The sequence below is a fragment of the Bacillus sp. FSL L8-0152 genome, from assembly GCF_038006365.1.
GTDB classification, from domain to species: Bacteria; Bacillota; Bacilli; order Bacillales; family Bacillaceae_G; genus Bacillus_A; species Bacillus_A cereus.
On the sequence record NZ_JBBOVB010000001.1, the window covers coordinates 4,732,326 to 4,756,981 of the forward strand.

A 24,656-nucleotide genomic window follows, 5' to 3' on the forward strand; every position below is an offset into this window, starting at 1 on the left:
CTGACCACGAACACTACTACTATAATAATCGAAGTGTAGGGAAATTGTCCATTATATTTTCACAACTACATTTTCTTCCCCGACAATTTTACGAAGTGCTCCTAAACATTCTTCACTTGGATGAATCGATAAACTTCGAGATAATTGTACCATTTTATGTTCCTTTTCATAATAAATTAGTACTTTCGCAAAACCTGAATAGTCGAACAATATTTTCGTAACCTGATTTAAAAGCTTTTTCTCATACTGAGACGGCAATTTCACGTAAACAGATGCATCTTTCTTTTCTTCATAAACATCCATTTCCTCTAGCGGATATAGTCCATTTACAATCCATTGCAGCTTATGATTTCTTAGCTCAATCATGCCGTCAACTAAAACAATTGCTCCTTCTTGTAGCTTATCCGAGAAATGTATATACGTTTCCGGGAAGAGGACCGCTTCCATTTCATCATTTTGATCACAGAATGTAATAAATGCCATCTTTTGAAACTTTTTCGTACGAATCACTCTCACACTTGTTATATACACAATAGCTCTTTGTACTTTTTTCTTGTGTCGCATCGCCTGAGCGAGAGATGGAATTTCTAATTCTTTTGATAACTTTACATACTGCGCAGTCGGATAACTTGATAAATAAAAGCCAAGTGCTTCTTTCTCTTTATTTAGTTGTTCAATAAAAGATAGCTCTTCTCCTTGTACGTATTTTGATTTTGGAACAGCATCCCCTAAATCACGCGCGAGATTTGCGTACTCCAACGCCCCTTTAAGACTTTTCCATAAATTCGTTCTCGAAACACCAAAATCATCAAAACATCCCGACCAGACGAAAGCTTCTAAATTGCGCTCTGTTACAAACTTTGACGGCATACGGAGACAAAATTCAAATAAATCTTCGAACATTTTTTTCTCTCGTTCTTCTAATAATGCCGTCACTGTAGCCATTCCAATATTTCGAATCGAAAGTAAACTGTAACGTATCGCATTCCCCTCTATTTGGAAGTTGTAACCACTTTTTTGAAGAGACGGCGGCAAAACATGAAAACCCTTTCGCTTCGTTTCTCGTATATACTGTACAATTTTATCTTCATTTCCAATTGCACTTGATAATAGTGCCGTCATAAATTCCAGCGTATAGTTCGCTTTTAAGTAGGCAAGCTGATATCCGATCATACTGTAAGCTACAGCGTGACTTCGGTTAAAACCGTAATTCGCAAATCTTACAATTAAATCATAAATTTTCTCAGCAGACGTCTCATCGTAACCATTTTGCAAACAACCTTGGACAAAATGCTTACGTTCCTGATCTAAAATATCACGATTCTTTTTACTCACTGCACGGCGCAGTAAATCTGCTTCACCAAGCGAAAACCCTGCTAACTTCGATGCAATTTGCATAATTTGTTCTTGGTATACAATGACGCCGTATGTTCTTTCTAAAATTGGCTTTAAATCCGGATGTAAATATTCAATTTTTCTTTTTCCATGTTTCGATTCAATAAAGGTCGGTATCTGTTCCATCGGTCCCGGTCTGTATAATGAGTTAACAGCTACGATATCTTCAAACTCATTCGGTTTTAACCCGCGAAGTACATTTCGCATACCACCTGACTCAAGCTGGAATACACCTGTTGTATCCCCTCTCCCTAATAATTGGAACGTCTTTTCATCTTGAAGAGGTAAGTTTCTTATATCGATTTCTTTTCCTGTTTTGTTCGCGATAAATTTTATAATATTTTCAAGTAACGTTAAATTACGTAATCCTAAAAAGTCCATCTTAAGCAACCCAAGTTCTTCTAGCGCATCGGCTGGATATTGCGTAACATAAACATCGTTATGTCCTTCTTGAATTGCTACACTGCCTGTTAGCGGTTCTTGACTCATAATAACGCCAGCCGCATGAATAGACGTATGACGTGGTAAACCTTCTACACGTTTTGCGATTTCAAACACACGCTCATGCAGAAGATTCCCTTGTATAAACTCACGAAGTGATTGTGATTCTTCATATGCATCTTTTAACGTTATACCAAGCTTTGATGGGATAAGTTTTGAAAATATATCAATATCTCGCGGCGGAAGCCCCATTACGCGGGCAATGTCTCTAATTGCCGCTTTTGCTGCAAGCGTACCAAACGTTACAATTTGCGCAACACGGAGCTGACCGTATTTATCTTTCACATAGCGAATCATCTCATCACGTCTTACGTCTGGAAAATCAATATCAATATCGGGAAGCGTCACACGTTCAGGATTTAAAAACCTTTCAAATAATAGATCGTATTCAATCGGATCAATATCTGTAATTTCTAATACGTATGAGACGAGTGAACCAGCTGCCGATCCACGACCTGGTCCTGTTAAAATATGATTTTCATGTGCATACTTCATAAAATCCCATACGATGAGGAAATAATCACTAAATCCCATACGAGAAATAACATTTAATTCATGATTTAAACGCTTTATATGCACTTCTTTCGGCGCACCATATCGTTTCCGTAAACCTTCTTCACAAACACGACGCAAGTATATATCACTCGTTTCATTAGACGAAACAGGAAACTTCGGAAGTTGATTTACATGGAACGGTATTTCTACTTGGCAACGCTCTGCAATTTTCATTGTATTTTGGATTGCTTCCGGCGCATGGGAAAATAGTGCTTCCATTTCATCCGATGACTTTAAATAATATTGATCTGTTTTCAGCCTCGGCCTATCTGGATCAGTCATTTTCGTTCCACTTTCAACAGATAGTAAACATTCGTGAACAAGTGCGTCACTTTGATTGATATAGCGCACATCGTTTGTTGCAACGACTGGAATATTAACCCTACTAATAAATTCAGGTATTTTCTCTTGTAAAAGCAACTCATCTTGAATCGCATGATGCTGCAAACTCATATAAAAATGGCCGAACATATTTTGATATGTGCGAGCTACTTCTTCAGCCTGACTCTCATTGTCTTCTAGTAATAATTGCTCAATTTCGCCATCTTTACCTGGTGAAATAGCAATTAATCCTTTCGCATAATGCGCAAGCCACTTCTTAGGAATACCTTCTTTGGATTTTGTCATAATACTGCTAGAAATCTTTAATAAATTTTGGTAGCCTATTTCATTCTCAGCAAGTAATACAAGTGGATAAGACCTTTCTTCTTCTTCACTAAAAATAGAAGCGGTTAATCCAATAACAGGCTGTATACCATGTTTCTTACATGCTTTATAAAACGGAATAACGCCATACATAACATTTTCATCCGTAATAGCCAGCGATGAAAAACCAAGTTCTTTCGCCCTGACTACAAGCTCATCAATTTTACAAGCACTTTTTAATAAACTAAAAACGGTTTGACATTGTAAATGCACAAACTTCACTGTTGTACCCTCTCTTTACCTATTTGACTACTTTTATTATAGGTGATGAGGAAAGCGGAAATCAAAACATACTTCTTATACTTTGTCCATATATATGAAGAAGAAAGGGGAATGACGATGGATGTAAGAGAACATACTTTTTTCTCTCTGCTTATTATTAGTTATTTTATTGCCTTTGGGGTTATACTTGGCGGTTCATTAATTGGTGGATTTGGTGCGTTTCTTATCGGAAAACCAGCTCTAACTTACATTAATCAATTCGCCCAAAATTTAAGAATTTGGGCACTCGTTGCAGCAATTGGTGGAACATTCGATACCTTTTATAGCTTTGAAAGAAGTTTCTTTGGCGGAGATATGAAAGATATCGTAAAACAAATTCTCCTTATTTTTTTCGCAACTGGTGGTATGCAAACAGGTCTCATTATTATTAAATGGCTAACGCAGGAACATGTATGAGAGTACCAAGTGCCAATACAGCAAAAAGATGGTACTTAGTATTAGCTGGTGCTGCCGTCGGAGGCGTGTTGAGCTGGTTTATTTTTTTGTACATATACGGTGTTTTTCAAGAAGAACAAGCTAGTAAAATAGCAGAACAAAGAGAAATTATAGAAAAACAAGAAGCAAAGCTCCACGTCCTTCTCGAAGATCAAGAAAAATTGAACACTGAAAATAAACGGCTCTTAACCATTCAAGAGATTAAAATAAAACTTATCAATCGAGAAAAATACGATTTAGACAATCTTACACTCGAAAATATGACTACATCTATCCATAATGATCTCCAGCATCTTTTAACGAAAAACATTCAAAGTATCGCAAAAAATAAAGACCTACTCAAAAAGGTAATCGAAAACAAAACGTACAAACATTACGATCGACTATACCGTTTTAAAGTCGATACAATATCTTTTGATACAGTGCTTGAAATTAGCATTACTATAGAAAAGGAAAAATAAAGAAGGAGGGCTTTAGCGCCGCTCCTTCTTTTCGTTCTAACATATAGTCCCTTATTTACAAATCTCACGTAAATCAGCAAAAAGACGATCCGCTTCTTCCCAAGAAGATGCCTTGGCACCAGAAGCCATCGGATGTCCTCCGCCGTTATATTGCATTGCCAATTTGTTTATAACTGGTCCTTTTGAACGAAGACGAACACGAATTACGTCGTCTTCCTCTAAAAATAGAACCCACGCCTTTAATCCATCAATATTGCCAAGCGCTCCAACAACACCAGATGCTTCAGAAGGAAGTACATCAAATTCTTCTAATACTTCTTTCGTTAATTTAATGTAAGCTGCTCCTTCTTCTACCATCGTAAAGTTTTGTAAAATATAACCGTTTAAACGAGCAATTTTTTCTTTTGTCTTATACATTTCATTGTATAAATCTGTGAATTTCACACCCATGTCAACAAGCTCACTTACGTAACGAAGTGTTTTTGCTGTCGTATTTGGGAATAAGAAACGACCTGTATCTCCAACAATTCCTGCTAAAATAAGGCGGGCTGCTTCTTTTGTTATTTTTAATCCTTTATCTTTTCCATAGTTATAAAACTCATAAATCATTTCACTTGTCGAACTCGCTGTCGTATCTACCCACGTAATATCTCCATATGGATCTTCATTTGGATGATGATCAATTTTAATTAACATCTTCCCTTTTGTATAGCGTTGATCGTCAACACGTTCTTGATTCGCAGTATCACAAACAATAACAAGCGCATTTTCGTATATACTATCTTCAATATCATCCATTACTCGTAAGTATGCTAACGACGGTTCATTGTACCCAACCGTATAAATATTTTTCTCTGGAAACGATTCTTTTAGAATTGTACCAAGGCCACCCTGTGAACCTAATGCATCTGGATCCGGACGCACGTGGCGATGAATAATAATTGTATCAAACTCTTTAATTGCTCCTAAAATTTGCTCATGCATATGTATAATCTCCTTTTTAATCAACTTCTTCACTTTATCTCTCATTATAACGGAAAGTATTTCATACATGCGAACAATTGCTTTATAATAAAAGTTAGAAAGTTTAGATATTTCTTTTTTCTCCACTATTTTTTTCATAAAACGATGGGAGTGTTCATTATGCCAGTATTAGTCTTCTGTATTATCGTCTCATTTATGTTGTATCTCTTCTACAAAACAAAATACTTTCGTACAAACCGCCCAATGGAGAAAGGTTGGCTCTCTGGAAAATCCGCAATGGCACTCGGTTCATTCGTCTTATTCTTCGGGATAAACCAATTCTTTTTAGAACTTTCAACCGCTCGTATTATCGTTGGTATCTTATTCGTTCTATTTGGTAGTGCAAGTGTATTTAATGGATTTCGCCAATACAAACATTTCTTACCATTAGCAGTTAAAGAAGCAGAAGTCTATGAAACAACGTAAAAAAGCATCAAAATTGTGATGCTTTTTTACGTCCTCTAACTTTTAAAATCATATATGCGACAAACGCAGATGGTATATTAAATGGGTTACCTTGTACGTGAAAATGTAATTGTTCTTCTCCAAAAGACATTTTTTCATATAGCTCTCGCTGAGATAATCCTGTCTTTTCCTTTTTTTCATGTAAACCTTGTAAATATAAATATTGGATCGGTATCATTACAAGAAAGTAAAATAGTGCGATACTACCAAAAAAGAGTACGGCTGACGACATAATGTATACCACCTTCCACAAATCCATTTTCTTACAATATAATCATAACACAATATACAACCAAATTGAATTACTATTCTGTCTTTTCTTGCGTTACTTTTCCACTCCACCCCATACATATTTCACTAAAACTCTCATCTAAAATCATGCCTTTCAAATTTAAAACAACAAAAAAAATGGAACAAATCAAAACGATTTGTTCCATCTTTTTATTTATCAATTAACTGAACCATAAGTAATGCTTTTCCAACGACATTACCTTCATGATGCACCTCTACATCAACCTTACCAAATTTACGCCCAATTTCTAATACTTTCGGATGAACGGATACAACATTATCAATTTGAACCGGCTTTACGAAATAAATTGTTAAGTTTTCAACAATTAAATCGCTTTTCTTTTGCGCACGAATAACGCGATTTGTCGCTTCTGTCACAATTGTTGCAAATACACCGTACGATAACGTTCCGATTGAGTTCGTCATTTGCGGCGTCACTGAAAATTGATATAGATGCTCATTTTTCGCTTCTTTTGGCGTCATAAATTGATTCGTTACAATATCATCAATTGTTTCTCCAACTTGTGGCTGACGTTGAATCATTTGCAGTGCCTGAAGTACATCTTGACGGCTAATGATACCTTGCAGTTTATTTCCTTCCTCAACGACAGGAAGTAATTCAATTCCTTCCCACACCATCATACGTGCCGCAGCTGCGACAGACATTTTACCATTCACTGTAATTGGGTGTTTTGTCATTACTTTATCAATTGGTGTTTCTTTCGCTACACCGATCATGTCTTTTGAAGTTACGATTCCTAGCACTTTTTTATTTTCATCGACAATTGGATATCTTCCGTGCATTGTCTCTTCATTATATGCATGCCATTGCTGTACTGTATCATGTGGCTTTAAATATAACGTTTCTTCAATTGGTGTTAAAATATCCTCAACAAGTACAATTTCTTTCTTAATCAGTTGATCATAAATTGCACGGTTAATTAACGTTGCGACCGTAAATGTATCGTAGCTACTTGAAATAATCGGCAGCTTTAATTCGTCTGCTAATTTCTTCACATGATCTTCCGTATCAAATCCACCCGTAATTAATACAGCAGCTCCAGTTTCTAGCGCTAATTGATGTGCATTCGTACGGTTACCAATAATGAGTAAATTCCCAGCTTCTGTATAGCGCATCATCGCTTCTAATTTCATAGCTCCGATTACGAATTTATTTAATGTTTTATGTAGTCCTTCTCTGCCCCCAAGTACTTGACCGTCGACAATGTTAACGACTTCTGCATATGTCAGTTTTTCGATATTTTCTTTCTTCTTTTGTTCAATTCGAATTGTTCCGACACGTTCAATTGTACTAACATACCCTTTATTTTCTGCATCTTTAATTGCACGGTAAGCTGTCCCTTCACTTACACTCAAATCTTTCGCAATTTGTCTTACAGAAATTTTATGGCCTACTGGCAGGCTATTAATATGTTCTAAAATTTGGTTATGCTTGGTAGCCAAATGGTTTCACCATACTTTCTTTTCCCTAAATTCTTCATGTGTTGTACTTTCAGTATACTATATTTTCAAAACTGTTACACTCTCTCTTTGCATACCTGTACTATTTTTTTTATAACAAAATGACTCTTACATTCCACCAGTCATTCTATTACAACAATGTAATGCTATTGTCATCTCATTCGATAGTTCGCCCACTTGATTCCCTATACAATGAAGACAAGAAATAAAACAAAGGAGCGTACACATGATGAAAAAATTTTTAGAGGTTGTAGGTGCTGTATTTTTAGCTTTCGTAGATGGGAAAAAAGTTGCAATGGAATTGAATGAAACACCTGAACAACCACGTACCAAAAGAAAAGAATCACCAAAACAAATACAAGCATTAAAAGCTGTCCTACACACGTAAAAAACCCTTCACTTTTCTTTTCAAATGAAGGGTTTCTTTTCTATAGTGTAATACTTTCTCCAGCTTCTAATACTTTCCCTGTACAATTTTGTAGCTTTTCTACAAATTGATATGGATCTTGTTCAATAACTGGGAACGTATTGTAATGCATCGGTACAACAGTTTTCGCATTAATCCATTTTGCCGCTAGTACAGCATCTTCTGGTCCCATTGTGAAATTATCACCAATTGGTAAAAATGCTAGATCAACTTTATTTAATTCCCCAATTAACTTCATATCAGAGAATAGTGCAGTATCTCCTGCGTGGTACACTGTTTTCTCTTCTGCTGTAAATAAAATACCTGCTGGCATACCTGTATATGTAATCGTCTTATTTGCTTCATCAATATAACTAGAGCCGTGGAATGCTTGTGTAAACTTCACTTTTCCGAAGTCAAATTCATGTGAACCACCAATATGCATCGGATGTGTATTTACACCTTGCCAACTTAAAAATGTTGCTAGTTCAAATGGCGCTACAACAACTGCATTATTTTTCTTCGCAAGTTCTACTGTATCTCCAACATGATCACCGTGTCCATGCGATAAAAGGATTGCATCTACTTTTACATCTTCAGCTTTTAAATCTGTTTTCGGATTACCTGTTAAAAACGGGTCAATTAAAATAACTTTTCCATTCGCCTCAATTTTCACAACTGAATGCCCATGATAAGATACTTTCATTATTACATTCCTCCCCTATTCACATTCTCACTTTTTATTCTACATGATTTTTCAATTCCCTGTCTTTTCTAACATCTATTTACTTGTCATAACGCTTTCTTCCGAGTTAAAGTTATATTTGTAATTAAATATCTCGGGGGTGCCAATCGATGAATGCTAGATTAGAAAATTTAATGCAATGGCTAAAAGAAAAAAACGTAGAAGCTGCGTTCTTAACTTCTACACCGAACGTCTTCTACATGACGAACTTCCACTGTGAACCGCATGAAAGATTACTTGGTATGTTTGTATTCCAAGAAAAAGAACCTATTTTAATTTGTCCTAAAATGGAAGAAGGTCAAGCACGTAAAGCTGGCTGGGCACATGAAATTATCGGATTTACTGATACTGACAGACCATGGGATATGATTGCAAAAGCAATTAAAGACCGCGGCATCAATGCAAATGCAGTTGCAATTGAAAAAGAACATTTAAACGTAGAGCGCTACGAAGAATTAACGAAATTATTCCCAAATGCAGCTTTCAAATCAGCTGAGGAGAAAGTTCGCGAACTTCGTTTAATTAAAGATGAAAAAGAACTTTCTATTTTACGCGAAGCAGCTAAAATGGCGGACTACGCTGTTGAAGTTGGTGTAAATGCAATTAAAGAAAACCGTAGCGAGCTAGAAGTATTAGCAATTATTGAACACGAATTAAAAACAAAAGGCATACATAAGATGTCATTTGATACGATGGTATTAGCGGGTGCAAACTCTGCTCTTCCACACGGTATTCCTGGCGCAAACAAAATGAAGCGCGGTGATTTCGTACTATTTGATTTAGGTGTAATCATTGAAGGTTATTGCTCTGATATTACACGTACAGTAGCATTCGGTGAGATTTCTGAAGAGCAAACTCGCATTTACAACACTGTACTTGCTGGACAACTACAAGCAGTTGAAGCATGTAAACCAGGTGTTACACTTGGCGCAATCGATAACGCTGCTCGTTCTGTTATCGCAGATGCAGGTTACGGAGACTTCTTCCCGCACCGACTTGGTCATGGACTTGGAATTAGCGTACACGAATATCCAGATGTAAAAGCTGGTAACGAGTCTCCATTAAAAGAAGGTATGGTCTTCACAATCGAACCTGGTATTTACGTACCAAACGTAGGTGGCGTTCGTATTGAAGATGATATTTACATTACAAAAGACGGATCAGAAATTTTAACGAAATTCCCGAAAGAATTACAATTTGTAAAATAATAAAAAGGCAGCGTGAATGCTGCCTTTTTTTATTCCTCTACTATTTCAAATTTCTCTACAATCATTCTTGCTGGATAGCTTTCAAGTATTTGAGAAAACCATACTTTTATTTTATCCCCTGTTTTTAACTGTTTATATGCGTCTTTGTCCTTAAAGCTCAAGACTATATGTGATGGATGCTCTTTATTCATTTGTTGTTCTATATAATTTTGCAACTCTACTTTTGTTTCAAACGTTTTATCATCGGCAAAAAATACCGTGTCATTTCTTAATATGATATACCCTTCTTTAGGGACTTCTTTTACCGTTACCTGCTCTACTTGTTTTGTAGTACAAGCTGATAATATGACTAGAAATACACTTAAAAACATAACAATTTTCACATGCCTATTCATTTTTAACTCCTTACTTTAGGCTATTTCAAATTTAACACCATCTTCTCCTCATACTTATCATCCCATTTAATTACAACTTCTATCGGTTCATCTTTAGATAGAGGTGCACAACTTACACAAGAAGATTTTATTTCAACCCTTGCTCCTTTATGAACTTCTGACGTTTGTGTCATTGTACTAAAGGCTCCATTAATAGCAATCTCTAAGTTTTTAAATTCTGTCTTTCCATCCCCACCCTTATATTGAAACGTAAACATTCCATCTTCACTGTCATCCTTAATATGCCCTTTATATTGTCCAGTCCAACTTTTGCTCTCGCTAAAAAAATTAACATACGAAATGGAACAGCTTCCTAAAAAGAAAATACTAATAAAAAAGAATAATGCTCTCTTCATAATGCCCCCTCCATTCAAATGCACTTATTTATTGTCTATTTCTTCCTCTTATTATATTATAAAAATACAGAATTTTCTAAAACAGGGGGTTTATATGTTACAACAACAGTTAGAAAAAATTCGTAATAATAATTACATCATAGATAACACACTTCATATTGATTCTTTAAGTTCCAGTATGCTTGAACATATCGGTGTTACTGATAGCTACTTAAGGGACAAACTCATCTACTCTACTTTTTATCATCTCATCAAAAATCGCTACCTTTCACACACACAATTACAGAAACTATTATTAGAAAGCATCGGTGAAAAATATTTATTGTATAAGATTCATTCAGATGATGAAGATGCTGTATTTACTCGTGCATTTACGACCTTATTAATTGCGCTCATTATAGATGCAGATACAACTCATAATTTCTTATCACAGAATGATATTTTAACTGTAAAAGATCAATTAATTCTATATATGAACAATGAACATGATTTCCGCGGATATGTGCAAGACCACGGCTGGGCACATAGTATCGCACATGCTTCCGATACATTTGAGGCGCTTGTTCATAGTCCTAAACTAGAAACTTTACATTACGAAGAGATATTAAAAACTTTGTTAAACAAAGTTTTTGTCCATTCTATTTACTATAAATACGAAGAAGACGAGCGTCTCGTTTATCCGATTGTCGCAATGCTGCAAAATGGTCTGAAAGAAGAAATACTCATATTAGCCCTTCGTGACTTAGTAGCTCAATTACCGGTCCAAAAACAAGCACTACCTATTGAATCGTACGAGTTTTTATATGGAAATACAAAATCTTTCTTACGTAGCTTATTTTTCAGACTACGCACACTTTCTATATGTGAAGAAACCGAATTCGAAATTGAAAAATTGCTACAAGAGCTTCCAAAATATTATTAAAAAAGAAGGCCACTCAAAAAGTGCCTTCTTCTATCTCACTAATATTTAATTGAAATTTCACGATCCAAACTGAGAAAAGGTGGACAAGAAGCGCAAACGCCATACATGCTCCACTTAAAAAAGTTAGTATAGGATGCGAATACACGTGCCCCAACCCATAGGATATCGCCACGAAAAACATTGTTATGTAAATATAAATTGCTCCATGTATTTGCCTCATATAAACCTCCTTTTCCCATATTATAACATAAATTTTCTGATTATTCACATTAATTACTTGTAATCAATATTTCTCAACTGTTACACCTCTTACAGCAGCCTTAATATACGGTGACCCTTGTAAACTTTGTAAATCCTCTGTTTTTCCTGTTACGACTATACCGTATATTGGTAAGTCTTTTGGTTTGGTGTTTTTTATTTCTTTATCCCGCATTAACGGGCAGTAAGACCTCACATCAAAATTCAGCGGAAGCAAGAAGTTAGATGGGGGATGAACCCCACACTGATTAAAGTTTCCCTTTATAGTTTATCCTAAAATATTCTCAGTATCCCTCTTTATTTTCACTTAAAGACATCCAAATGCAGCTTTTATAAATTGTTTCATAATAAAAAGCACATCCATTTTGATGCGCTTCTCTGAAATACTATTCTATTATTTCATCGCTTCCTTCACAACATCTTGAATCATAACAACTTCTGTTTTCATATCAATAGACTGTGCTTCTTCATCGATACATTCATACCAAAATGCTAAGTGCTTTTTATCAATTTCATGATGCGAATTTTCGACAAAAATACCACCTTCTCCTTGCACAGAATACCAATATAAGTACTCTTCTCCATCTCTTATTTCCCGGAAAATTGTCTCAACGTACATTTTTTCGTCGTTTAATGTCAAAAGCACTTCTTTCAAATTGTCATTAAGAAGCTGCATCCATTCATCTACTCGATGACTCTTACCAGGCTTAACTTTAAATCTTGTTAATTCTACATTCATTTTTATTCCCCCGTTTTCTTACGTACAAACAAACTATATTCTATTGGATGATAAAAACTTAATTTACTAGCTAATTTTCGCGAAGGAATATTGTCTACATAACATTCCCAGCTCGGTATAATGTCATTTTGCATGCAATGTTCAATGAACCTTGTCGCAACAGCTTGAGCTAATCCTTTCCCTTGATGCGCTTCATGTGTTGCAATATCTATTTCAGCAAAACCATTCCCGCTAAATATTGAGACACATTCAGCTACAATTATCCCATCTTGTTCTATACAAAATCCAAAACCACTGTTCAAAAACGTTTCTTTTGATCCCCAATACTCTTTGTAGTACTCCTCTTTAAATTCACTGCTGCGCTCTATATCTCTTCTATCAATACGCTTCACTTCATATGTATTTTTGTTAAAATCTCGTTGACTCTCTTCAAAGGTTACGCTTTGAAATTTCATTCGCGGGATGTTCCGAAGTACATTACTAAAACGCTCTTCTATCATCATTTCCCACTCTTCACTCGAAGTGAACAGTGTAAATCTCTTCTCTGTTTTTTCAATAGCCGTTTTTAAATATGAAAATAACTCTTCGTTATAATTTTGATCATCCGTATCACCAAATAAATAATAGATACCATTAGCTGTAATAATTAATCCTGCTGTTAATTGCCCGTTTATAAAAACCTCACCATCTATCATTTGATCACATACCGCATAAGCAAACGTCGTCGTTCTTGTATTACCTTCTAAAACCGGAAGAACTTTTCTATAATCGGCTACAGATAATTTTTTCATAATTGCTCCACTTTAATCGTATCAGCCTCTATATGTTCAAAACAAAGATTTACCGTTCTCTTTAATGCTCTTGTTCTATGAATCGTACATGCTGGAATTAAAATAGAATCATTTGGCTTTAAAACCGCTGTTTCTCCATCTTCAAAATCAATAAGTAATTCTCCCTCTAGCACAATAAATAATTCATCCGAATTAGAATGATAGTGCCAATCATATTCACCAGTAAATACAGCGATTCGTAAACAATGACTGTTTATATTTGAAACGACGAAGTTTTTATGTTGATCTTGAATGTCTTTTGTTAATTCTATTAAGTTCACAGTTTCCATATTTCATCCCATCCTTTCGTTAGTCGTTCTTCTGAAAAATTAACTTAATCTCCACCATCACTTGAGCTACTACAATCACTGCTACTGTAGTGACCGAATCCACTTGATGAGCTTGAAGCGTATGAAGATTTTTTGCTTCTTTTTCTATCTTTTTTACTTTCATGACTAGGCCATACTGTAGCAAAGAGTATAACAAATAAGGCTAATTCTATTACAACAAGTATAAATTCTAGAATGCTCTCAATAATATTGGGAGTTATCCCAAAACTGTAAAACACTCCAAATGAATACATACACAAAATTACATACAGAGCCATACAAATATACCGGAATGTTTTTTCTATCATAATGACTACTTTTTGTGAAAAAGGTATGTTCTGTTCCTGTTTTTTCTTTATGTACTTTTGTCTTTTAGCTTGCTTTTGCTTCCTTTTTTTACTCCCCATTGAATCCCCTCTTTTATTATATAATTCTAAATTATCATAATAAAAATCGATTTACACCAATAAATAACAATTATTCACATGTTATTTCCCCATATAAAAAAGACCCTCCTTATGAAAAGGAAGGTCTCAAATGTATTTCTATTATGATAAAGCAGGAGCTTTTTCAAGTAGCTCTTTCGCATCAGCGTATTGTAAGCCGTGAGCTTCTGCAACTGCTTCGAATGTTACATATCCATCTAATGTGTTAATACCTTTTAATAATGCAGAGTTGCCTAGGCAAGCATCTTTATAGCCTTTGTTCGCAATTTGTACTGCATATGGTACTGTTACGTTTGTTAATGCAAGAGTTGACGTACGTGGAACCGCACCTGGCATATTAGCAACTGCATAATGAACAACGCCATGTTTTTCGTAAGTTGGGTTGTCATGAGTTGTAATACGATCAGTTGTTTCGAAAATACCACCTTGGTCAATCGCAATATCTACAACGACAGAACCCGGTTCCATTGATTGAATCATTTCTTCAGTTACAAGTTTTGGCGCTTTTGCACCTGGAATTAATACTGCTCCAATAACAAGGTCAGATTCTTTAACAGCTTCTGCAATGTTGTATGGATTAGACATTAATGTTTTTACTTGGTTACCGAAAATATCATCTAATTGACGAAGACGTTCTGCACTTAAGTCAATGATTGTTACATCTGCACCTAAACCTACTGCAATCTTAGCTGCGTTTGTACCAGCTTGACCACCGCCGATGATTGTTACTTTGCCGCGTTTTACCCCTGGAACGCCTGCAAGTAAAATACCTTTACCGCCTTTGTTTTTCTCAAGGAATTGTGCACCGATTTGTGCAGACATACGACCAGCTACTTCACTCATAGGTGCAAGTAATGGTAAAGAACGATTGTCTAATTGTACTGTTTCGTATGCGATTGATGCAACTTTGTTATCGATTAATGCTTTCGTTAATTCTGGTTCTGGAGCTAAGTGTAAGTATGTGAATAAAATTAAACCTTCACGGAAATAGCCGTATTCACTTGCTACTGGCTCTTTTACCTTCATAACCATATCTTGATTCCATGCTTCTTCAGCAGTTTCTACAAGTTTCGCACCAGCTTGTACGTATTCTTCATCTGTAAAGCCAGATCCTAAACCTGCTCCTTTTTGAACAAAAACTTCGTGACCATTTTGTACTAAATGTACTGCTCCCGCTGGCGTCATTGCCACACGGTTTTCATTGTTTTTAATTTCTGTTGGAATACCGATACGCATGATTAGTTCCCCCTTGAGTTATGAAATGACCCCTGAATCATTTTTTAAAGCGCTTTCTACGCTCTTATATTTTAACATAATATCTCAATATTTGACAAAAAATAATACAAGTTTTCCGATAGATTTAATTTTATATTAAAGGACAGTATTATCCGCACCTCTCAGCACAATGGATAAACTGTCCAATTATTCGAAACTTCATCTTATTTTATTCTATCGATGTCTATGAATAACATCCACTGCACCAGTCACTTCAATAATTGTACCGGTAATCATATCGGAATCGTCCTCACATAAAAACGAAATGGTTCTTGCAATATCTTCACCTGTTCCAGATCTACCAATCGGTGTGTTATGCTCTTTCATCTGACGTGCTTCTTGAATAGTTGCCTCTTTCATATCGCCAATAATATCACCAGGACATACCATGTTCGCAGTAATACCATACTCCGCTTCTTCATAAGCAACTGTTTTCGTTAATGAAACAAGTCCTACTTTCGCTGCGGCAAAAGCTGAACGATAAATCCATCCCGGTGCACTATCCGCCCCTTGAAATCCGTAATTAATAATACGGCCAAAGTTCTGTTTTCTCATGACCGGAACAACAAGTTTTAATAAATGAAATACCGCTGTTAAATTTCCCTGAATCATTTCATTCCATTCATTTTCTTCATAATCAACTAACTTTTTTCGTTCAAATACATATGGACCAGCATTATTAATTAAAAAGTCAATTTTGCCAAAACGGCTCATCGCTTCTTCTACTATTTTATGTAAATCTTCCTTTTTCGTGACATCTGCTTGCACGAATTGTAGACGCTCTTCCACATCTTTATATGTTTCTTTCATCGTTTCCATAGCCGTGATATCGCTATGATACGTTACTGTTACTGAATAGCCTTTAGCCAATAACTTTTCTGTTACTTGCTTTCCTAAACCTTTCGTACCGGCTGTAATGAGCGCATGTCTCACAAAACTGCCCCCTTTTAAATTGCTATACTTCATATGTAACAAGTTCTCGCTCCAATTACAACTAAAATGAATTGAAACAGAGTTTTCAAAATTCTGTAACGTTTCTGGCAAGCACGTTACCAAAATTTGTTTTATAATTAAGTTGTAAACAGTTATAAAACAGATTGGGAGGAATTTACTATGAATAATACATATACAAATATTTTAATCGCGGTGGATGGTTCTAAAGAAGCAGAAAAAGCCTTTAAGAAAGCAATCCAAGTCGCAAAGCGCAACAATGCAACATTAACAATTGCTCATATCGTTGATGTAAAAGCGTACTCAGCTGTAGAGGCTTATAGCCGTGCAATTGCTGAACGTGCAAATCTATTTGCAGAAGACTTATTAGAAGACTACAAAAAAACTGCTCTTGAAGCTGGTCTTGAAAAAATTGAAACTGTATTAGAATTTGGTAATCCTAAATCTAAAATTTCAAAAGAAATCGCTCCAAACCATAAAGTAGATTTAATTATGTGTGGCGCGACTGGTTTAAATGCTGTTGAGCGTTTCCTAATTGGTAGCGTCTCTGAACATATTATTCGCTATGCGAAATGCGATGTCCTTGTTGTTCGTGGTGATGAGGAGCAAGGTGAGCTTTAATTTATAGATAAAACACCAAGTCCACATAGGCTTGGTGTTTTTCATTTTATCAACTTCACTATAAACACAAGACATGCTACGACAACAACGGTAATTGCCAATACATAAGGCGGCAGAAACTTCAAAGACCATAATGCCATCATGATTGTCGCAACTGTTAAATACGTTTGCTTTGCATCTTCTGTCATTTTTTTACGAAGTAAGAAGACGTACAAATAGCCAATTGGCGGCGTAATGAAGCAAAGAACATATATGATTTTTGATTTTAAATACCATTTTTGTTCTCCAAGTTTCTTTATATCCCCTTCTATTCTCTTATGCTCTTGTTCTTTCGCTTCTTCTACAAGTGGGTCTTCCTCTTCTCCTCGCTTTTCTTTTATATAAGGAAGAAAGTGCATAAAAAAATAGTATGCGAATACGAACGCTCCAAATCCAATATTTAATCTTTCTAATGGAATATGCTCACTAAAAAAAGCAGCAGTAAGCACTACAGACAAACAGTATGTCATCATCCAAAATGAACGTTTTCTCTTTTTCCGTTCCATTTCTTTTTTGCCTTGTATATCTTTTCTTTTCGAAATCCATATAGAAATAAAGCAATCTACTACAGATAGAGCAAAAATAAATATCGCAACGTGTACTGTTTCTAAATCCTCAAATGAAAAGATATTTGGGAATGCAACATGCAATACAATTAGCGTGTACAAGATTAGCCCTATAAAATAAATACGTCTCATTTTTCATCCCTTTCTTATTTCCTAACATTACGTTAACATACATTTTTTAGAAATAGACGGACAAAATATATATGTGTAAAAAAGGAGGATGCTATATGGATGATTCTGAACGCATTATTTTAGACGTGAACGGAAAAGAAATTGAAATGCTAGATACAATTCGCACTCATTTTAAAGAGAAACATGGCGTTGAACTAAGTAATGGTGCATTGCTTCGTGATTTGATGGATATTGAGTATATTCGAATTACAGAAGATCGACATAAGTATGATTAATTTTGGGCTATAAAAAAAAGAAGGTAAGCTTCTCTCCATCAAGATTAGCGTACCTTCTTCCCTATAAAATCAATCAACTTCTAACAAACTCTCCAACTAACCCCTTCGCCTTCTCCAAAGCGTTTTTGATTTGTTCAAACCCTGTCCCACCAGCACTGTTACGACGCTTTACAGCCGCATATGGTGAAAGAACTTCATACAAATCTTCTTCAAATAAAGAGCTCATTTCTTGATATGTTTCAAGCGGGACATCTAATAAATAAATTCCTTTTTGTGTGCAATGTAGCACTAACTTCCCAACAATTTCATGAGCTTGACGGAATGGTAGTCCTTTGTTTGCTAAGTAGTCGGCAATTTCTGTTGCATTGGAGAAATCTTGCGTCACAGCTTGCCCCATTTTTTCTTTGTTTACAGTCATCGTTTCAAGCATGCCCGCCATAATATGAAGGCATCCTTCTACTGTTTTGACTGTATCAAACATTCCTTCTTTATCTTCTTGTAAGTCTTTATTGTAAGCGAGTGGTAATCCTTTCATTACTGTAAGTAAACTGAATAAATTACCGTATACTCTGCCTGTTTTACCACGGATTAGTTCCGCCATATCCGGATTTTTCTTTTGCGGCATAATGCTGCTTCCTGTCGCGTATTGATCGCTCATTTCAATAAATTGAAACTCTTGGCTACTCCATAAAATAAGTTCTTCACAAAAGCGTGATAAGTGCATCATAAGCATAGATGAGTTACTTAAAAACTCCAGTATGAAATCACGATCACTTACTGCATCTAAACTATTTTCATAGATTCCATTAAACCCAAGAAGTTCCGCACTATATTCTCGGTCGATCGGGAATGTCGTCCCAGCTAGCGCTCCTGCTCCTAATGGGGAGATATTAATACGCTTTAATGAATCTTCATAACGATTCACATCACGCTCTAACATCCAAAAGTAAGCAAGAATATGATGAGCAAATGAAATCGGCTGGGCACGCTGCAAGTGCGTATAGCCCGGCATAATGGTTTCAATATTATTTTCTGCTTGTTGAACAAGAACAGTTTGCAATTGTTTTGTAGCTTTTATAATATGTTCTACCTTTTCTTTTAAATACAAATGCATATCTGTCGCCACTTGATCGTTACGACTTCGGCCTGTATGAAGTTTCCCTCCTACTTCACCGATTTTTTCAATTAACATCTTTTCAATATTTAAATGAATATCTTCAGCTTCAACCGAAAAATGTAATTTATTTTGTTTCACTTCTTCTAATAAATATTGAAGACCTATCTTTATTTTCTCTGCCTCTTCTTTCGTCACGATGCCCTGCTTTGCTAGCATCGTGACGTGCGCAATACTTCCTTTTATATCTTGATTTACTAATTGTTGATCGAAGGAGATGGATGCTCCGAACTCTTCAACCCATGCTTCCGCTTCTTTTGTAAAACGTCCGCCCCAAAGTTTGCTCACGCTTCCACCTTCTTTTGATTCACTTGGCTGTATACTTTCGTCGGTAAACCGAATAATGAAATGAATCCAACTGCTGCATCATGATTAAATTCATCTTGAGCAGTATATGTTGCTAATTTTTCATCGTATAAAGAGTATTCAGATTTACGTCCTTCTACAATCGCATGACCTTTAAATAATTTCACACGCACTGTACCTGTTACATTCTTTTGCGTTTCTTGTAAAAATGCATGAAGCGCTTGTTTTAAAGGTGAGAACCATAAACCGTTATAAATAAGTTCTGTTATTTTCTGTTCAATCACTGGTTTAAAATGCGCTACTTCTTTTACGTGTGTTAAATCTTCCAACTCTTTATGCGCAGTGATTAACGTCATTGCTGCTGGGCATTCGTATACTTCACGAGATTTAATACCGACAAGACGATTTTCTACGTGATCAATACGTCCAACGCCGTGTTTTCCAGCAAGCGCATTTAACGTTTTAATTAATTCTGCAAGTGAATATGCAGTGCCATTTAAAGTAGTCGGTACTCCTGCTTCAAATCCGATTTCTACAAACTCTGGTTTATTCGGTGTATCTTCTAATGCCAATGTCATCTCATATGCATCTTCTGGCGGCGCTGCCCATGGATCTTCTAAAATTCCACATTCGTTGCTGCGTCCCCATAAGTTTTGATCGATTGAAAACGGGCTATCTAAATTAATCGGAATTGGTACATCGTTTTCTTTTGCATATGCAATTTCTTCTTCACGTGACCATTTCCATTCACGTACAGGCGCAATCACTTCTAAGTAAGGATTTAATGCTTGGATAGAAACTTCAAAACGAACTTGGTCATTTCCTTTCCCTGTACATCCGTGTGCAACTGCAGTTGCGCCTTCTTGTTCTGCGATTTCCACTAATTTCTTCGCAATAAGCGGACGAGATAATGCAGAGACAAGAGGGTATTTCCCTTCGTATAATGTGTGTGCTTGCATCGCCATCAATGCATATTCGTTTGCAAATTCTTCTTGAACATCAATCATATATGATTTAATTGCACCTACTGAAAGTGCCTTTTCTTTTACAAATGCTAAGTCTTTACCTTCCCCTAAGTCTAAACAAAGCGCGATAATATCATAATTCTTCTCTTGTAACCATTTAATTGCAACGGAAGTATCAAGACCTCCGGAATATGCTAATACAACTTTTTTCTTCTCCATTTTGCATCCCCCTAAAGAATAAATATTCATTTTCTTTTATAATAATTCACACTTTACCACCTTTCACAAAATGTATCAAGAGTCATTTTCAAATTTTTTCAAACAATTTCGTCGAACTTCTTTCTGTTTTTCTGTACAATATAAGCAGGAAAACGGGGGTGAACTTATGGAAAAGTATTTCTTATACGACGAACATCTAGGAATTGAAATTCCGCATTTACAAGAAGACTGGGAAGAAATCCCCGAAAAAATGCAACATGCTATTTTATTAAAATGGGAACAAGTTCGCGGGAAAATTCCTGAGCGTATAAAAGAACTTGAGCACTATATTAATACAAAACAACATTATTTAAATAACGAAGAAGATTTCGAAGTTTCTTGTAAACTAAATTCAGAAATTGCCGATCTTGCTTCCATCATTAATGACCTTTGGCTTTGGTATCGACTCACTCAAAATGTATCTGAGGGGAAAGCACACCAATGAAAAAAGCATGCCCCTCAATTACTTTGGGTCATGCTTTTTTGTCGTAACATGATTTACAATATATTTCTTGTGCTGTTTTTGCCAAACATACATCGAATGGACCAACTAATATACTTCTTTCTTTCGGCAACTTTACAAAAGCAACAAGCTCTTCTTCATATTGAATTTTTTTCTGACATGAAATGCATATTAATTCTTTTCTTTTGAACATGTCTTTTAGCATATCTTCACTCTCCCCTTCATCTATCTATATTAATATACTCTCATAATAGTTAAGACTTGTAAAAAAATGACACATTCCGAATCGAATGATTCATATACTATGTACAAAGGGGGGTCTAAAGCTTATGCGTGCTTTCGTTATTATCGCTTTAACTTTTTTAAGTGTGATTAGTTGGGATGCGTTTTTTAAAGATAAAAGTGATGAAAAGAATACAACTGAATAAAACCCTTTTTTTCTTACTTATTGGACAAACCGTTACAAACTGTCCAATCCTCCGAAATAACTTAGGCTTTTCTACAAAAATATTTAAACATAACATTTTTTGTAGATTCCCTCCGTTTATTGTCGGTTTCCATCCGCATACATTTTTTAAAAGTATGATATAATAGTATAAATCTTGAAGGAAGGGATTTTGATATCATGATCGCTCGAAGGAGCATGTGGCATCGTATTGACGAATCATACACGTAGCGTATTTTTTAGCTCAGATACTTTAGTCTAGCGAAAAAAATACGAGAGTGGGGAAATTATGATTGCCCGAAGGATAATTTGGCAAAAAAAAGACTCTTCTTACACATAGCGTTTTGTTTAGGACTTAATTGTTACTAACTAAACAAAACAAAGAAGAGCAGGATTGCTAAATGACGAATCCTACTCCACGTTTTGTTTAGTCGTTTTAAGACTTAAACTAAAACGAAGGTAGGGAGAATTGATGGACGAGAGGATTATTCGTTATTTCTTCAGCGACATATAGCGTAGTTAGTTTTTTCGTAAACTAACTGAAAGCTACATGTGAGCTCGTAGTTAGTTTACAACACAAAAAGGACTACTAACTACGGAAAGAAGGAATAACGATGAGGAACATCCAAAGTCGGCAAATTATTAAAGAAATTTTTATGGTTTTAATCGGTTCATTTATTTTAGCAGCAGCGCTATATCATATTCACTTTCAAAACCACTTAACAGAAGGTGGATTTGTAGGAATTGCACTATTCATTCAAAACTTTTATGATATTTCACCATCTATTTCAACTGTATTAATGGATATCCCAATTATTTTACTGTGTGCTTCATTTTTAGGTAAAAAAATGGTTGGCTATTCATTCTTAGGTTCAATTTCATTCGGAGTATTTTATTCCTTTATGGAAAATTATTCTCCATTTACGGTAGATTTATCAAATAACTTATTTATAGCTGCAGTAGTTGGCGGTGCGTTAGCTGGTATTGGACTCGGTTTTATATTGCGATTTGGCGGTGCAACCGGTGGAGACGATATTTTAACAATTGTATTAAGTAAACGAACTCGTTTTACAATTGGGCAAATTTTCTTCGTCTTTGACGCGATTGTTCTTGCGCTTTCATTATATTATTTAAATTGGACAGAAATTGCTTTTACTATTCTTTCGATTGCCGTACAGGCAAAAACATTGGATTTAATTTATTATCCAAAAACAGAAAAAACAGCAGAAAAACAGCCAGTATCTGTTCCAATGTCCAAAAAACATGCAACAAATTAAAAAAGCGAAAGGCTTCGGCCTCTCGCTTTTTTTTATGCTCTTTTTTCTTTCTCGACTATATGGCGCACTTGATAAAATCTATTTGCAAATTCAGTAACGTTTCTTGTTAAACGATAATTCACTGTAGATCCAATTGCCATTCCAATTACCGGAATACCTTGGAATAATTTACGACGAAGAGCATAAATCGAAAATGTCTTCAAAATTTGTTTTAACACAACTTCAGTAGAAGCTGTTTGTAACACTGCTTCGTCTCCTTCATAAAAGAACGAATCTTCTTGTTCCAGCTCTTGCAATAAATTGTACCATGCGTATTGCTGAAGTCTTCCTGGTAGTAATGACGCGTGAAACACCTTTAACGCAAGCATCATTTCATATGGCTTGTTCACATCATGTCCAAATGATGTTGCAATAAGTTGGACCGCCTTCACATTTAACGCGATCATAACCGGAAAATCCGCCGTTAATAATAATAAACCTCCAGCACCTGTCGCCCCGCCTTGCACAAATGAATATAGACGATGACGTGCTGTTTGCTGCTCTGCTATGTATGTTAACTGATCAATAGATAATGCTTTCAAATCTTCAAGCTGTTCAATCGATTCATCAAATAATCTCGATGTTCCTAAAATCCGATTACGTGCGTCTAACTGTGCTTGTGAACTTTGAATAAATGCATGCAAATGAAAGAGCCATCCATCTGCTTTCGTGAAGAATTCTTTTCGCTTTTTCTCAGGTAATTTCGCAACTGTAGTATGTAACCATTTATCAAACACTTTTTGAAAATCGGTCGCTTCTTGCTCAACTAATTGCGCTTCCCATTCTTTTATATTGTCTAAAATGGCTTGTTCTCGCTTCGATCGCATCGTAACAACCACCTCGTTCGATTTTTTTCTATTGTAACATATTTCTGCTTATTCTTTACAAATATGCTTGTATATCTCTTTTCACATACCCTTTATGAGTGACATAAAATAATAGCAAAAAGGATGAGATACTTCACATGAATCTATCCAATCTAAAACAAAACTATAACGCAGTATTCAGCTTAGGACAAAACTGTTGGCCTGCTTGGGCATTATATCAATTAGAATTATCACCATTTTTTGGCGTTATTGATTTTATGCTAAGTCCTTCATTAACGAAAGTAAATTTATTATTACAAAATCGATTTGACCGTTTTTTAAATTTCGAAAATCTATCCTTCATCTCATTTTGGGATGATGATGCCAAATTAAGATTAAGGGACAACCTTTATGAAATTGACTCCTGTCATGACTTTAAAACAGATGTAAACACACCAAATTATTGGCCTTCTTATACAGAAATTAAGTTAAACTATGAACATCGAATTAATCGTTTTCTAACTACAATTGAAACGGCAGAATCCATATTGTTTATTCGAACTGGAGGAACATATAAAGAAGCATGTTCCCTAGAACAAATTTTATCTCAAATCGTTACACATACATTCTCTGTCCTATTACTAATTCCTGCCGATATACCAACTATCACCCAAGAAGATTGGGGATTACAACGTACTTGCATTATGAAATGTCCTATTATGGATGTATACCAATACAATGAAGCATTTTGGAAAGACTTATTTGATGGAATTACAGTTAGACCACACACTTAAAT

At 35.5% G+C, this 24,656-nt stretch carries 30 protein-coding genes and 1 pseudogene; 11 read left to right on the plus strand and 20 right to left on the minus strand.

Translation table 11 applies throughout. The features are described 5' to 3' along the window. Positions 1-51: 51 nt before the first annotated feature. Complete coding sequence (gene dnaE, locus MHH27_RS23955) at positions 52-3,378, minus strand: DNA polymerase III subunit alpha (protein ID WP_097913339.1); 3,327 nt, start codon at positions 3,376-3,378, stop codon at positions 52-54. A gap of 42 nt (positions 3,379-3,420) precedes the next feature. Here dnaE and MHH27_RS23960 point away from each other — a divergent pair, with 42 nt between their 5' ends. Together MHH27_RS23960 and ytrI are read left to right on the plus strand one after the other, a co-directional pair. Then, complete coding sequence (locus MHH27_RS23960; RefSeq protein ID WP_002005839.1) at positions 3,421-3,834, plus strand: YtrH family sporulation protein; 414 nt, start codon at positions 3,421-3,423, stop codon at positions 3,832-3,834. Beyond that, the gene (ytrI, locus tag MHH27_RS23965; RefSeq protein WP_001265736.1) at positions 3,831-4,334 is read left to right on the plus strand and encodes a sporulation membrane protein YtrI; all 504 of its coding nucleotides are present in this window, start codon (positions 3,831-3,833) and stop codon (positions 4,332-4,334) included. Before MHH27_RS23960 ends, ytrI begins: the two co-directional genes overlap by 4 nt. A 51-nt stretch (positions 4,335-4,385) precedes the next feature. Here the strand turns inward: ytrI and MHH27_RS23970 are convergent, their stop codons facing one another. Next, positions 4,386-5,318, minus strand: coding sequence for a DHH family phosphoesterase (locus MHH27_RS23970; protein ID WP_053563565.1), 933 nt, complete (start codon positions 5,316-5,318; stop codon positions 4,386-4,388). A 159-nt stretch (positions 5,319-5,477) separates the two neighbouring features. On the opposite strand from MHH27_RS23970, the gene MHH27_RS23975 reads away from it, so the two are divergent. Further along, a complete protein-coding gene (locus MHH27_RS23975) occupies positions 5,478-5,783 on the plus strand; it encodes a YtpI family protein (RefSeq protein WP_001144766.1) in 306 nt (101 codons plus the stop codon). A gap of 7 nt (positions 5,784-5,790) precedes the next feature. Here MHH27_RS23975 and MHH27_RS23980 read toward each other — a convergent pair whose 3' ends face one another. Beyond that, entirely contained in the window at positions 5,791-6,054 is a 264-nt protein-coding gene (locus tag MHH27_RS23980; protein WP_000093046.1) for a DUF3949 domain-containing protein, read from the minus strand. A 209-nt stretch (positions 6,055-6,263) separates the two neighbouring features. Continuing rightward, complete coding sequence (locus MHH27_RS23985; RefSeq protein WP_000201579.1) at positions 6,264-7,577, minus strand: CBS domain-containing protein; 1,314 nt, start codon at positions 7,575-7,577, stop codon at positions 6,264-6,266. 244 nt (positions 7,578-7,821) lie between these two features. Here MHH27_RS23985 and MHH27_RS23990 point away from each other — a divergent pair, with 244 nt between their 5' ends. Continuing rightward, positions 7,822-7,983 (plus strand): hypothetical protein, encoded by a 162-nt coding sequence (locus tag MHH27_RS23990; RefSeq protein WP_000976017.1) that lies wholly within the window; start codon positions 7,822-7,824, stop codon positions 7,981-7,983. 40 nt (positions 7,984-8,023) lie between these two features. On the opposite strand, the gene MHH27_RS23995 is transcribed toward MHH27_RS23990, so the two are convergent. After that, positions 8,024-8,707 (minus strand): metal-dependent hydrolase, encoded by a 684-nt coding sequence (locus tag MHH27_RS23995; RefSeq protein WP_000868922.1) that lies wholly within the window; start codon positions 8,705-8,707, stop codon positions 8,024-8,026. Between the two features lie 149 nt (positions 8,708-8,856). Here MHH27_RS23995 and pepQ point away from each other — a divergent pair, with 149 nt between their 5' ends. Beyond that, the gene (gene pepQ / locus MHH27_RS24000) at positions 8,857-9,954 is read left to right on the plus strand and encodes a Xaa-Pro dipeptidase (protein WP_340944359.1); all 1,098 of its coding nucleotides are present in this window, start codon (positions 8,857-8,859) and stop codon (positions 9,952-9,954) included. Between the two features lie 29 nt (positions 9,955-9,983). Here the strand turns inward: pepQ and MHH27_RS24005 are convergent, their stop codons facing one another. Both MHH27_RS24005 and MHH27_RS24010 read right to left on the minus strand, forming a co-directional pair. Further along, a complete protein-coding gene (locus MHH27_RS24005) occupies positions 9,984-10,349 on the minus strand; it encodes a DUF3221 domain-containing protein (RefSeq protein WP_001079430.1) in 366 nt (121 codons plus the stop codon). A gap of 20 nt (positions 10,350-10,369) precedes the next feature. After that, positions 10,370-10,744, minus strand: coding sequence for a hypothetical protein (locus MHH27_RS24010; protein ID WP_141533094.1), 375 nt, complete (start codon positions 10,742-10,744; stop codon positions 10,370-10,372). 94 nt (positions 10,745-10,838) lie between these two features. Here MHH27_RS24010 and MHH27_RS24015 point away from each other — a divergent pair, with 94 nt between their 5' ends. Beyond that, the gene (locus MHH27_RS24015) at positions 10,839-11,666 is read left to right on the plus strand and encodes a DUF2785 domain-containing protein (RefSeq protein ID WP_075718711.1); all 828 of its coding nucleotides are present in this window, start codon (positions 10,839-10,841) and stop codon (positions 11,664-11,666) included. A 13-nt stretch (positions 11,667-11,679) separates the two neighbouring features. Here the strand turns inward: MHH27_RS24015 and MHH27_RS24020 are convergent, their stop codons facing one another. The 8 genes and pseudogenes from MHH27_RS24020 to MHH27_RS24055 all read right to left on the minus strand — a co-directional run bounded on the left by MHH27_RS24020 (position 11,680) and on the right by MHH27_RS24055 (position 16,509). Then, the gene (locus MHH27_RS24020) at positions 11,680-11,886 is read right to left on the minus strand and encodes a hypothetical protein (RefSeq protein ID WP_001248905.1); all 207 of its coding nucleotides are present in this window, start codon (positions 11,884-11,886) and stop codon (positions 11,680-11,682) included. A 63-nt stretch (positions 11,887-11,949) separates the two neighbouring features. Further along, positions 11,950-12,090 (minus strand): annotated as a pseudogene (locus MHH27_RS24025) (anti sigma factor C-terminal domain-containing protein); the annotation flags it as partial. A gap of 228 nt (positions 12,091-12,318) precedes the next feature. Continuing rightward, positions 12,319-12,663, minus strand: a complete 345-nt coding sequence (locus MHH27_RS24030) for a DUF6176 family protein (RefSeq protein ID WP_098236199.1) — start codon at positions 12,661-12,663, stop codon at positions 12,319-12,321. 2 nt (positions 12,664-12,665) lie between these two features. Next, positions 12,666-13,454, minus strand: coding sequence for a GNAT family N-acetyltransferase (locus tag MHH27_RS24035; RefSeq protein ID WP_098236198.1), 789 nt, complete (start codon positions 13,452-13,454; stop codon positions 12,666-12,668). Then, positions 13,451-13,783, minus strand: coding sequence for a cupin domain-containing protein (locus tag MHH27_RS24040; protein ID WP_000450933.1), 333 nt, complete (start codon positions 13,781-13,783; stop codon positions 13,451-13,453). Before MHH27_RS24040 ends, MHH27_RS24035 begins: the two co-directional genes overlap by 4 nt. Before the next feature lie 44 nt (positions 13,784-13,827). After that, positions 13,828-14,229 (minus strand): hypothetical protein, encoded by a 402-nt coding sequence (locus tag MHH27_RS24045; RefSeq protein ID WP_017763649.1) that lies wholly within the window; start codon positions 14,227-14,229, stop codon positions 13,828-13,830. 141 nt (positions 14,230-14,370) lie between these two features. Then, positions 14,371-15,504 carry an alanine dehydrogenase gene (ald, locus tag MHH27_RS24050; protein ID WP_001219401.1) on the minus strand — a complete coding sequence of 378 codons (1,134 nt, stop codon included), beginning with the start codon at positions 15,502-15,504 and terminating at the stop codon, positions 14,371-14,373. A gap of 213 nt (positions 15,505-15,717) precedes the next feature. Then, the gene (locus MHH27_RS24055; RefSeq protein WP_033657532.1) at positions 15,718-16,509 is read right to left on the minus strand and encodes an SDR family oxidoreductase; all 792 of its coding nucleotides are present in this window, start codon (positions 16,507-16,509) and stop codon (positions 15,718-15,720) included. A 147-nt stretch (positions 16,510-16,656) separates the two neighbouring features. Between MHH27_RS24055 and MHH27_RS24060 the strand changes: the two genes are divergently transcribed. After that, entirely contained in the window at positions 16,657-17,115 is a 459-nt protein-coding gene (locus MHH27_RS24060; RefSeq protein WP_001066673.1) for a universal stress protein, read from the plus strand. 41 nt (positions 17,116-17,156) lie between these two features. On the opposite strand, the gene MHH27_RS24065 is transcribed toward MHH27_RS24060, so the two are convergent. Beyond that, positions 17,157-17,852, minus strand: a complete 696-nt coding sequence (locus tag MHH27_RS24065) for a hypothetical protein (protein WP_090976918.1) — start codon at positions 17,850-17,852, stop codon at positions 17,157-17,159. 95 nt (positions 17,853-17,947) lie between these two features. On the opposite strand from MHH27_RS24065, the gene MHH27_RS24070 reads away from it, so the two are divergent. Next, positions 17,948-18,127, plus strand: coding sequence for a hypothetical protein (locus MHH27_RS24070; protein ID WP_000342760.1), 180 nt, complete (start codon positions 17,948-17,950; stop codon positions 18,125-18,127). A 73-nt stretch (positions 18,128-18,200) separates the two neighbouring features. Here the strand turns inward: MHH27_RS24070 and argH are convergent, their stop codons facing one another. Both argH and MHH27_RS24080 read right to left on the minus strand, forming a co-directional pair. Next, on the minus strand, positions 18,201-19,589 hold the full coding sequence (argH, locus tag MHH27_RS24075) for an argininosuccinate lyase (protein ID WP_090976916.1): 1,389 nt from the start codon (positions 19,587-19,589) through the stop codon (positions 18,201-18,203). After that, the gene (locus MHH27_RS24080) at positions 19,586-20,791 is read right to left on the minus strand and encodes an argininosuccinate synthase (protein WP_000412315.1); all 1,206 of its coding nucleotides are present in this window, start codon (positions 20,789-20,791) and stop codon (positions 19,586-19,588) included. Before MHH27_RS24080 ends, argH begins: the two co-directional genes overlap by 4 nt. 166 nt (positions 20,792-20,957) lie before the next feature. On the opposite strand from MHH27_RS24080, the gene MHH27_RS24085 reads away from it, so the two are divergent. Then, on the plus strand, positions 20,958-21,275 hold the full coding sequence (locus MHH27_RS24085) for a radical SAM protein (protein ID WP_340944365.1): 318 nt from the start codon (positions 20,958-20,960) through the stop codon (positions 21,273-21,275). A gap of 28 nt (positions 21,276-21,303) precedes the next feature. On the opposite strand, the gene MHH27_RS24090 is transcribed toward MHH27_RS24085, so the two are convergent. Further along, the gene (locus tag MHH27_RS24090; protein WP_000910273.1) at positions 21,304-21,498 is read right to left on the minus strand and encodes a hypothetical protein; all 195 of its coding nucleotides are present in this window, start codon (positions 21,496-21,498) and stop codon (positions 21,304-21,306) included. An 854-nt stretch (positions 21,499-22,352) separates the two neighbouring features. Here MHH27_RS24090 and MHH27_RS24095 point away from each other — a divergent pair. Further along, positions 22,353-23,015, plus strand: a complete 663-nt coding sequence (locus MHH27_RS24095) for a YitT family protein (RefSeq protein WP_043935401.1) — start codon at positions 22,353-22,355, stop codon at positions 23,013-23,015. A gap of 32 nt (positions 23,016-23,047) precedes the next feature. On the opposite strand, the gene MHH27_RS24100 is transcribed toward MHH27_RS24095, so the two are convergent. Beyond that, positions 23,048-23,881, minus strand: coding sequence for an EcsC family protein (locus MHH27_RS24100; RefSeq protein ID WP_001256853.1), 834 nt, complete (start codon positions 23,879-23,881; stop codon positions 23,048-23,050). Positions 23,882-24,018: 137 nt separating this feature from the next. Between MHH27_RS24100 and MHH27_RS24105 the strand changes: the two genes are divergently transcribed. Beyond that, positions 24,019-24,654, plus strand: coding sequence for a DUF1796 family putative cysteine peptidase (locus MHH27_RS24105; protein ID WP_340944367.1), 636 nt, complete (start codon positions 24,019-24,021; stop codon positions 24,652-24,654). The last annotated feature ends 2 nt before the right edge of the window (positions 24,655-24,656 follow it).

Excerpts from the sequence above, each read along its gene's own strand:
- ytrI (WP_001265736.1), top strand. The coding sequence starts at position 3,831 with ATGAGAGTACCAAGTGCCAATACAGCAAAAAGATGGTACTTAGTATTA.
- MHH27_RS23970 (WP_053563565.1), bottom strand. The coding sequence starts at position 5,318 with ATGCATGAGCAAATTTTAGGAGCAATTAAAGAGTTTGATACAATTATT.
- MHH27_RS23975 (WP_001144766.1), top strand. The coding sequence starts at position 5,478 with ATGCCAGTATTAGTCTTCTGTATTATCGTCTCATTTATGTTGTATCTC.
- MHH27_RS23980 (WP_000093046.1), bottom strand. The coding sequence starts at position 6,054 with ATGTCGTCAGCCGTACTCTTTTTTGGTAGTATCGCACTATTTTACTTT.
- MHH27_RS23990 (WP_000976017.1), top strand. The coding sequence starts at position 7,822 with ATGATGAAAAAATTTTTAGAGGTTGTAGGTGCTGTATTTTTAGCTTTC.
- MHH27_RS23995 (WP_000868922.1), bottom strand. The coding sequence starts at position 8,707 with ATGAAAGTATCTTATCATGGGCATTCAGTTGTGAAAATTGAGGCGAAT.
- pepQ (WP_340944359.1), top strand. The coding sequence starts at position 8,857 with ATGAATGCTAGATTAGAAAATTTAATGCAATGGCTAAAAGAAAAAAAC.
- MHH27_RS24005 (WP_001079430.1), bottom strand. The coding sequence starts at position 10,349 with ATGAATAGGCATGTGAAAATTGTTATGTTTTTAAGTGTATTTCTAGTC.
- MHH27_RS24010 (WP_141533094.1), bottom strand. The coding sequence starts at position 10,744 with ATGAAGAGAGCATTATTCTTTTTTATTAGTATTTTCTTTTTAGGAAGC.
- MHH27_RS24015 (WP_075718711.1), top strand. The coding sequence starts at position 10,839 with ATGTTACAACAACAGTTAGAAAAAATTCGTAATAATAATTACATCATA.
- MHH27_RS24020 (WP_001248905.1), bottom strand. The coding sequence starts at position 11,886 with ATGAGGCAAATACATGGAGCAATTTATATTTACATAACAATGTTTTTC.
- MHH27_RS24030 (WP_098236199.1), bottom strand. The coding sequence starts at position 12,663 with ATGAATGTAGAATTAACAAGATTTAAAGTTAAGCCTGGTAAGAGTCAT.
- MHH27_RS24035 (WP_098236198.1), bottom strand. The coding sequence starts at position 13,454 with ATGAAAAAATTATCTGTAGCCGATTATAGAAAAGTTCTTCCGGTTTTA.
- MHH27_RS24040 (WP_000450933.1), bottom strand. The coding sequence starts at position 13,783 with ATGGAAACTGTGAACTTAATAGAATTAACAAAAGACATTCAAGATCAA.
- MHH27_RS24045 (WP_017763649.1), bottom strand. The coding sequence starts at position 14,229 with ATGGGGAGTAAAAAAAGGAAGCAAAAGCAAGCTAAAAGACAAAAGTAC.
- ald (WP_001219401.1), bottom strand. The coding sequence starts at position 15,504 with ATGCGTATCGGTATTCCAACAGAAATTAAAAACAATGAAAACCGTGTG.
- MHH27_RS24055 (WP_033657532.1), bottom strand. The coding sequence starts at position 16,509 with ATGAAGTATAGCAATTTAAAAGGGGGCAGTTTTGTGAGACATGCGCTC.
- MHH27_RS24060 (WP_001066673.1), top strand. The coding sequence starts at position 16,657 with ATGAATAATACATATACAAATATTTTAATCGCGGTGGATGGTTCTAAA.
- MHH27_RS24065 (WP_090976918.1), bottom strand. The coding sequence starts at position 17,852 with ATGAGACGTATTTATTTTATAGGGCTAATCTTGTACACGCTAATTGTA.
- MHH27_RS24070 (WP_000342760.1), top strand. The coding sequence starts at position 17,948 with ATGGATGATTCTGAACGCATTATTTTAGACGTGAACGGAAAAGAAATT.
- MHH27_RS24080 (WP_000412315.1), bottom strand. The coding sequence starts at position 20,791 with ATGGAGAAGAAAAAAGTTGTATTAGCATATTCCGGAGGTCTTGATACT.
- MHH27_RS24085 (WP_340944365.1), top strand. The coding sequence starts at position 20,958 with ATGGAAAAGTATTTCTTATACGACGAACATCTAGGAATTGAAATTCCG.
- MHH27_RS24090 (WP_000910273.1), bottom strand. The coding sequence starts at position 21,498 with ATGCTAAAAGACATGTTCAAAAGAAAAGAATTAATATGCATTTCATGT.
- MHH27_RS24095 (WP_043935401.1), top strand. The coding sequence starts at position 22,353 with ATGAGGAACATCCAAAGTCGGCAAATTATTAAAGAAATTTTTATGGTT.
- MHH27_RS24100 (WP_001256853.1), bottom strand. The coding sequence starts at position 23,881 with ATGCGATCGAAGCGAGAACAAGCCATTTTAGACAATATAAAAGAATGG.
- MHH27_RS24105 (WP_340944367.1), top strand. The coding sequence starts at position 24,019 with ATGAATCTATCCAATCTAAAACAAAACTATAACGCAGTATTCAGCTTA.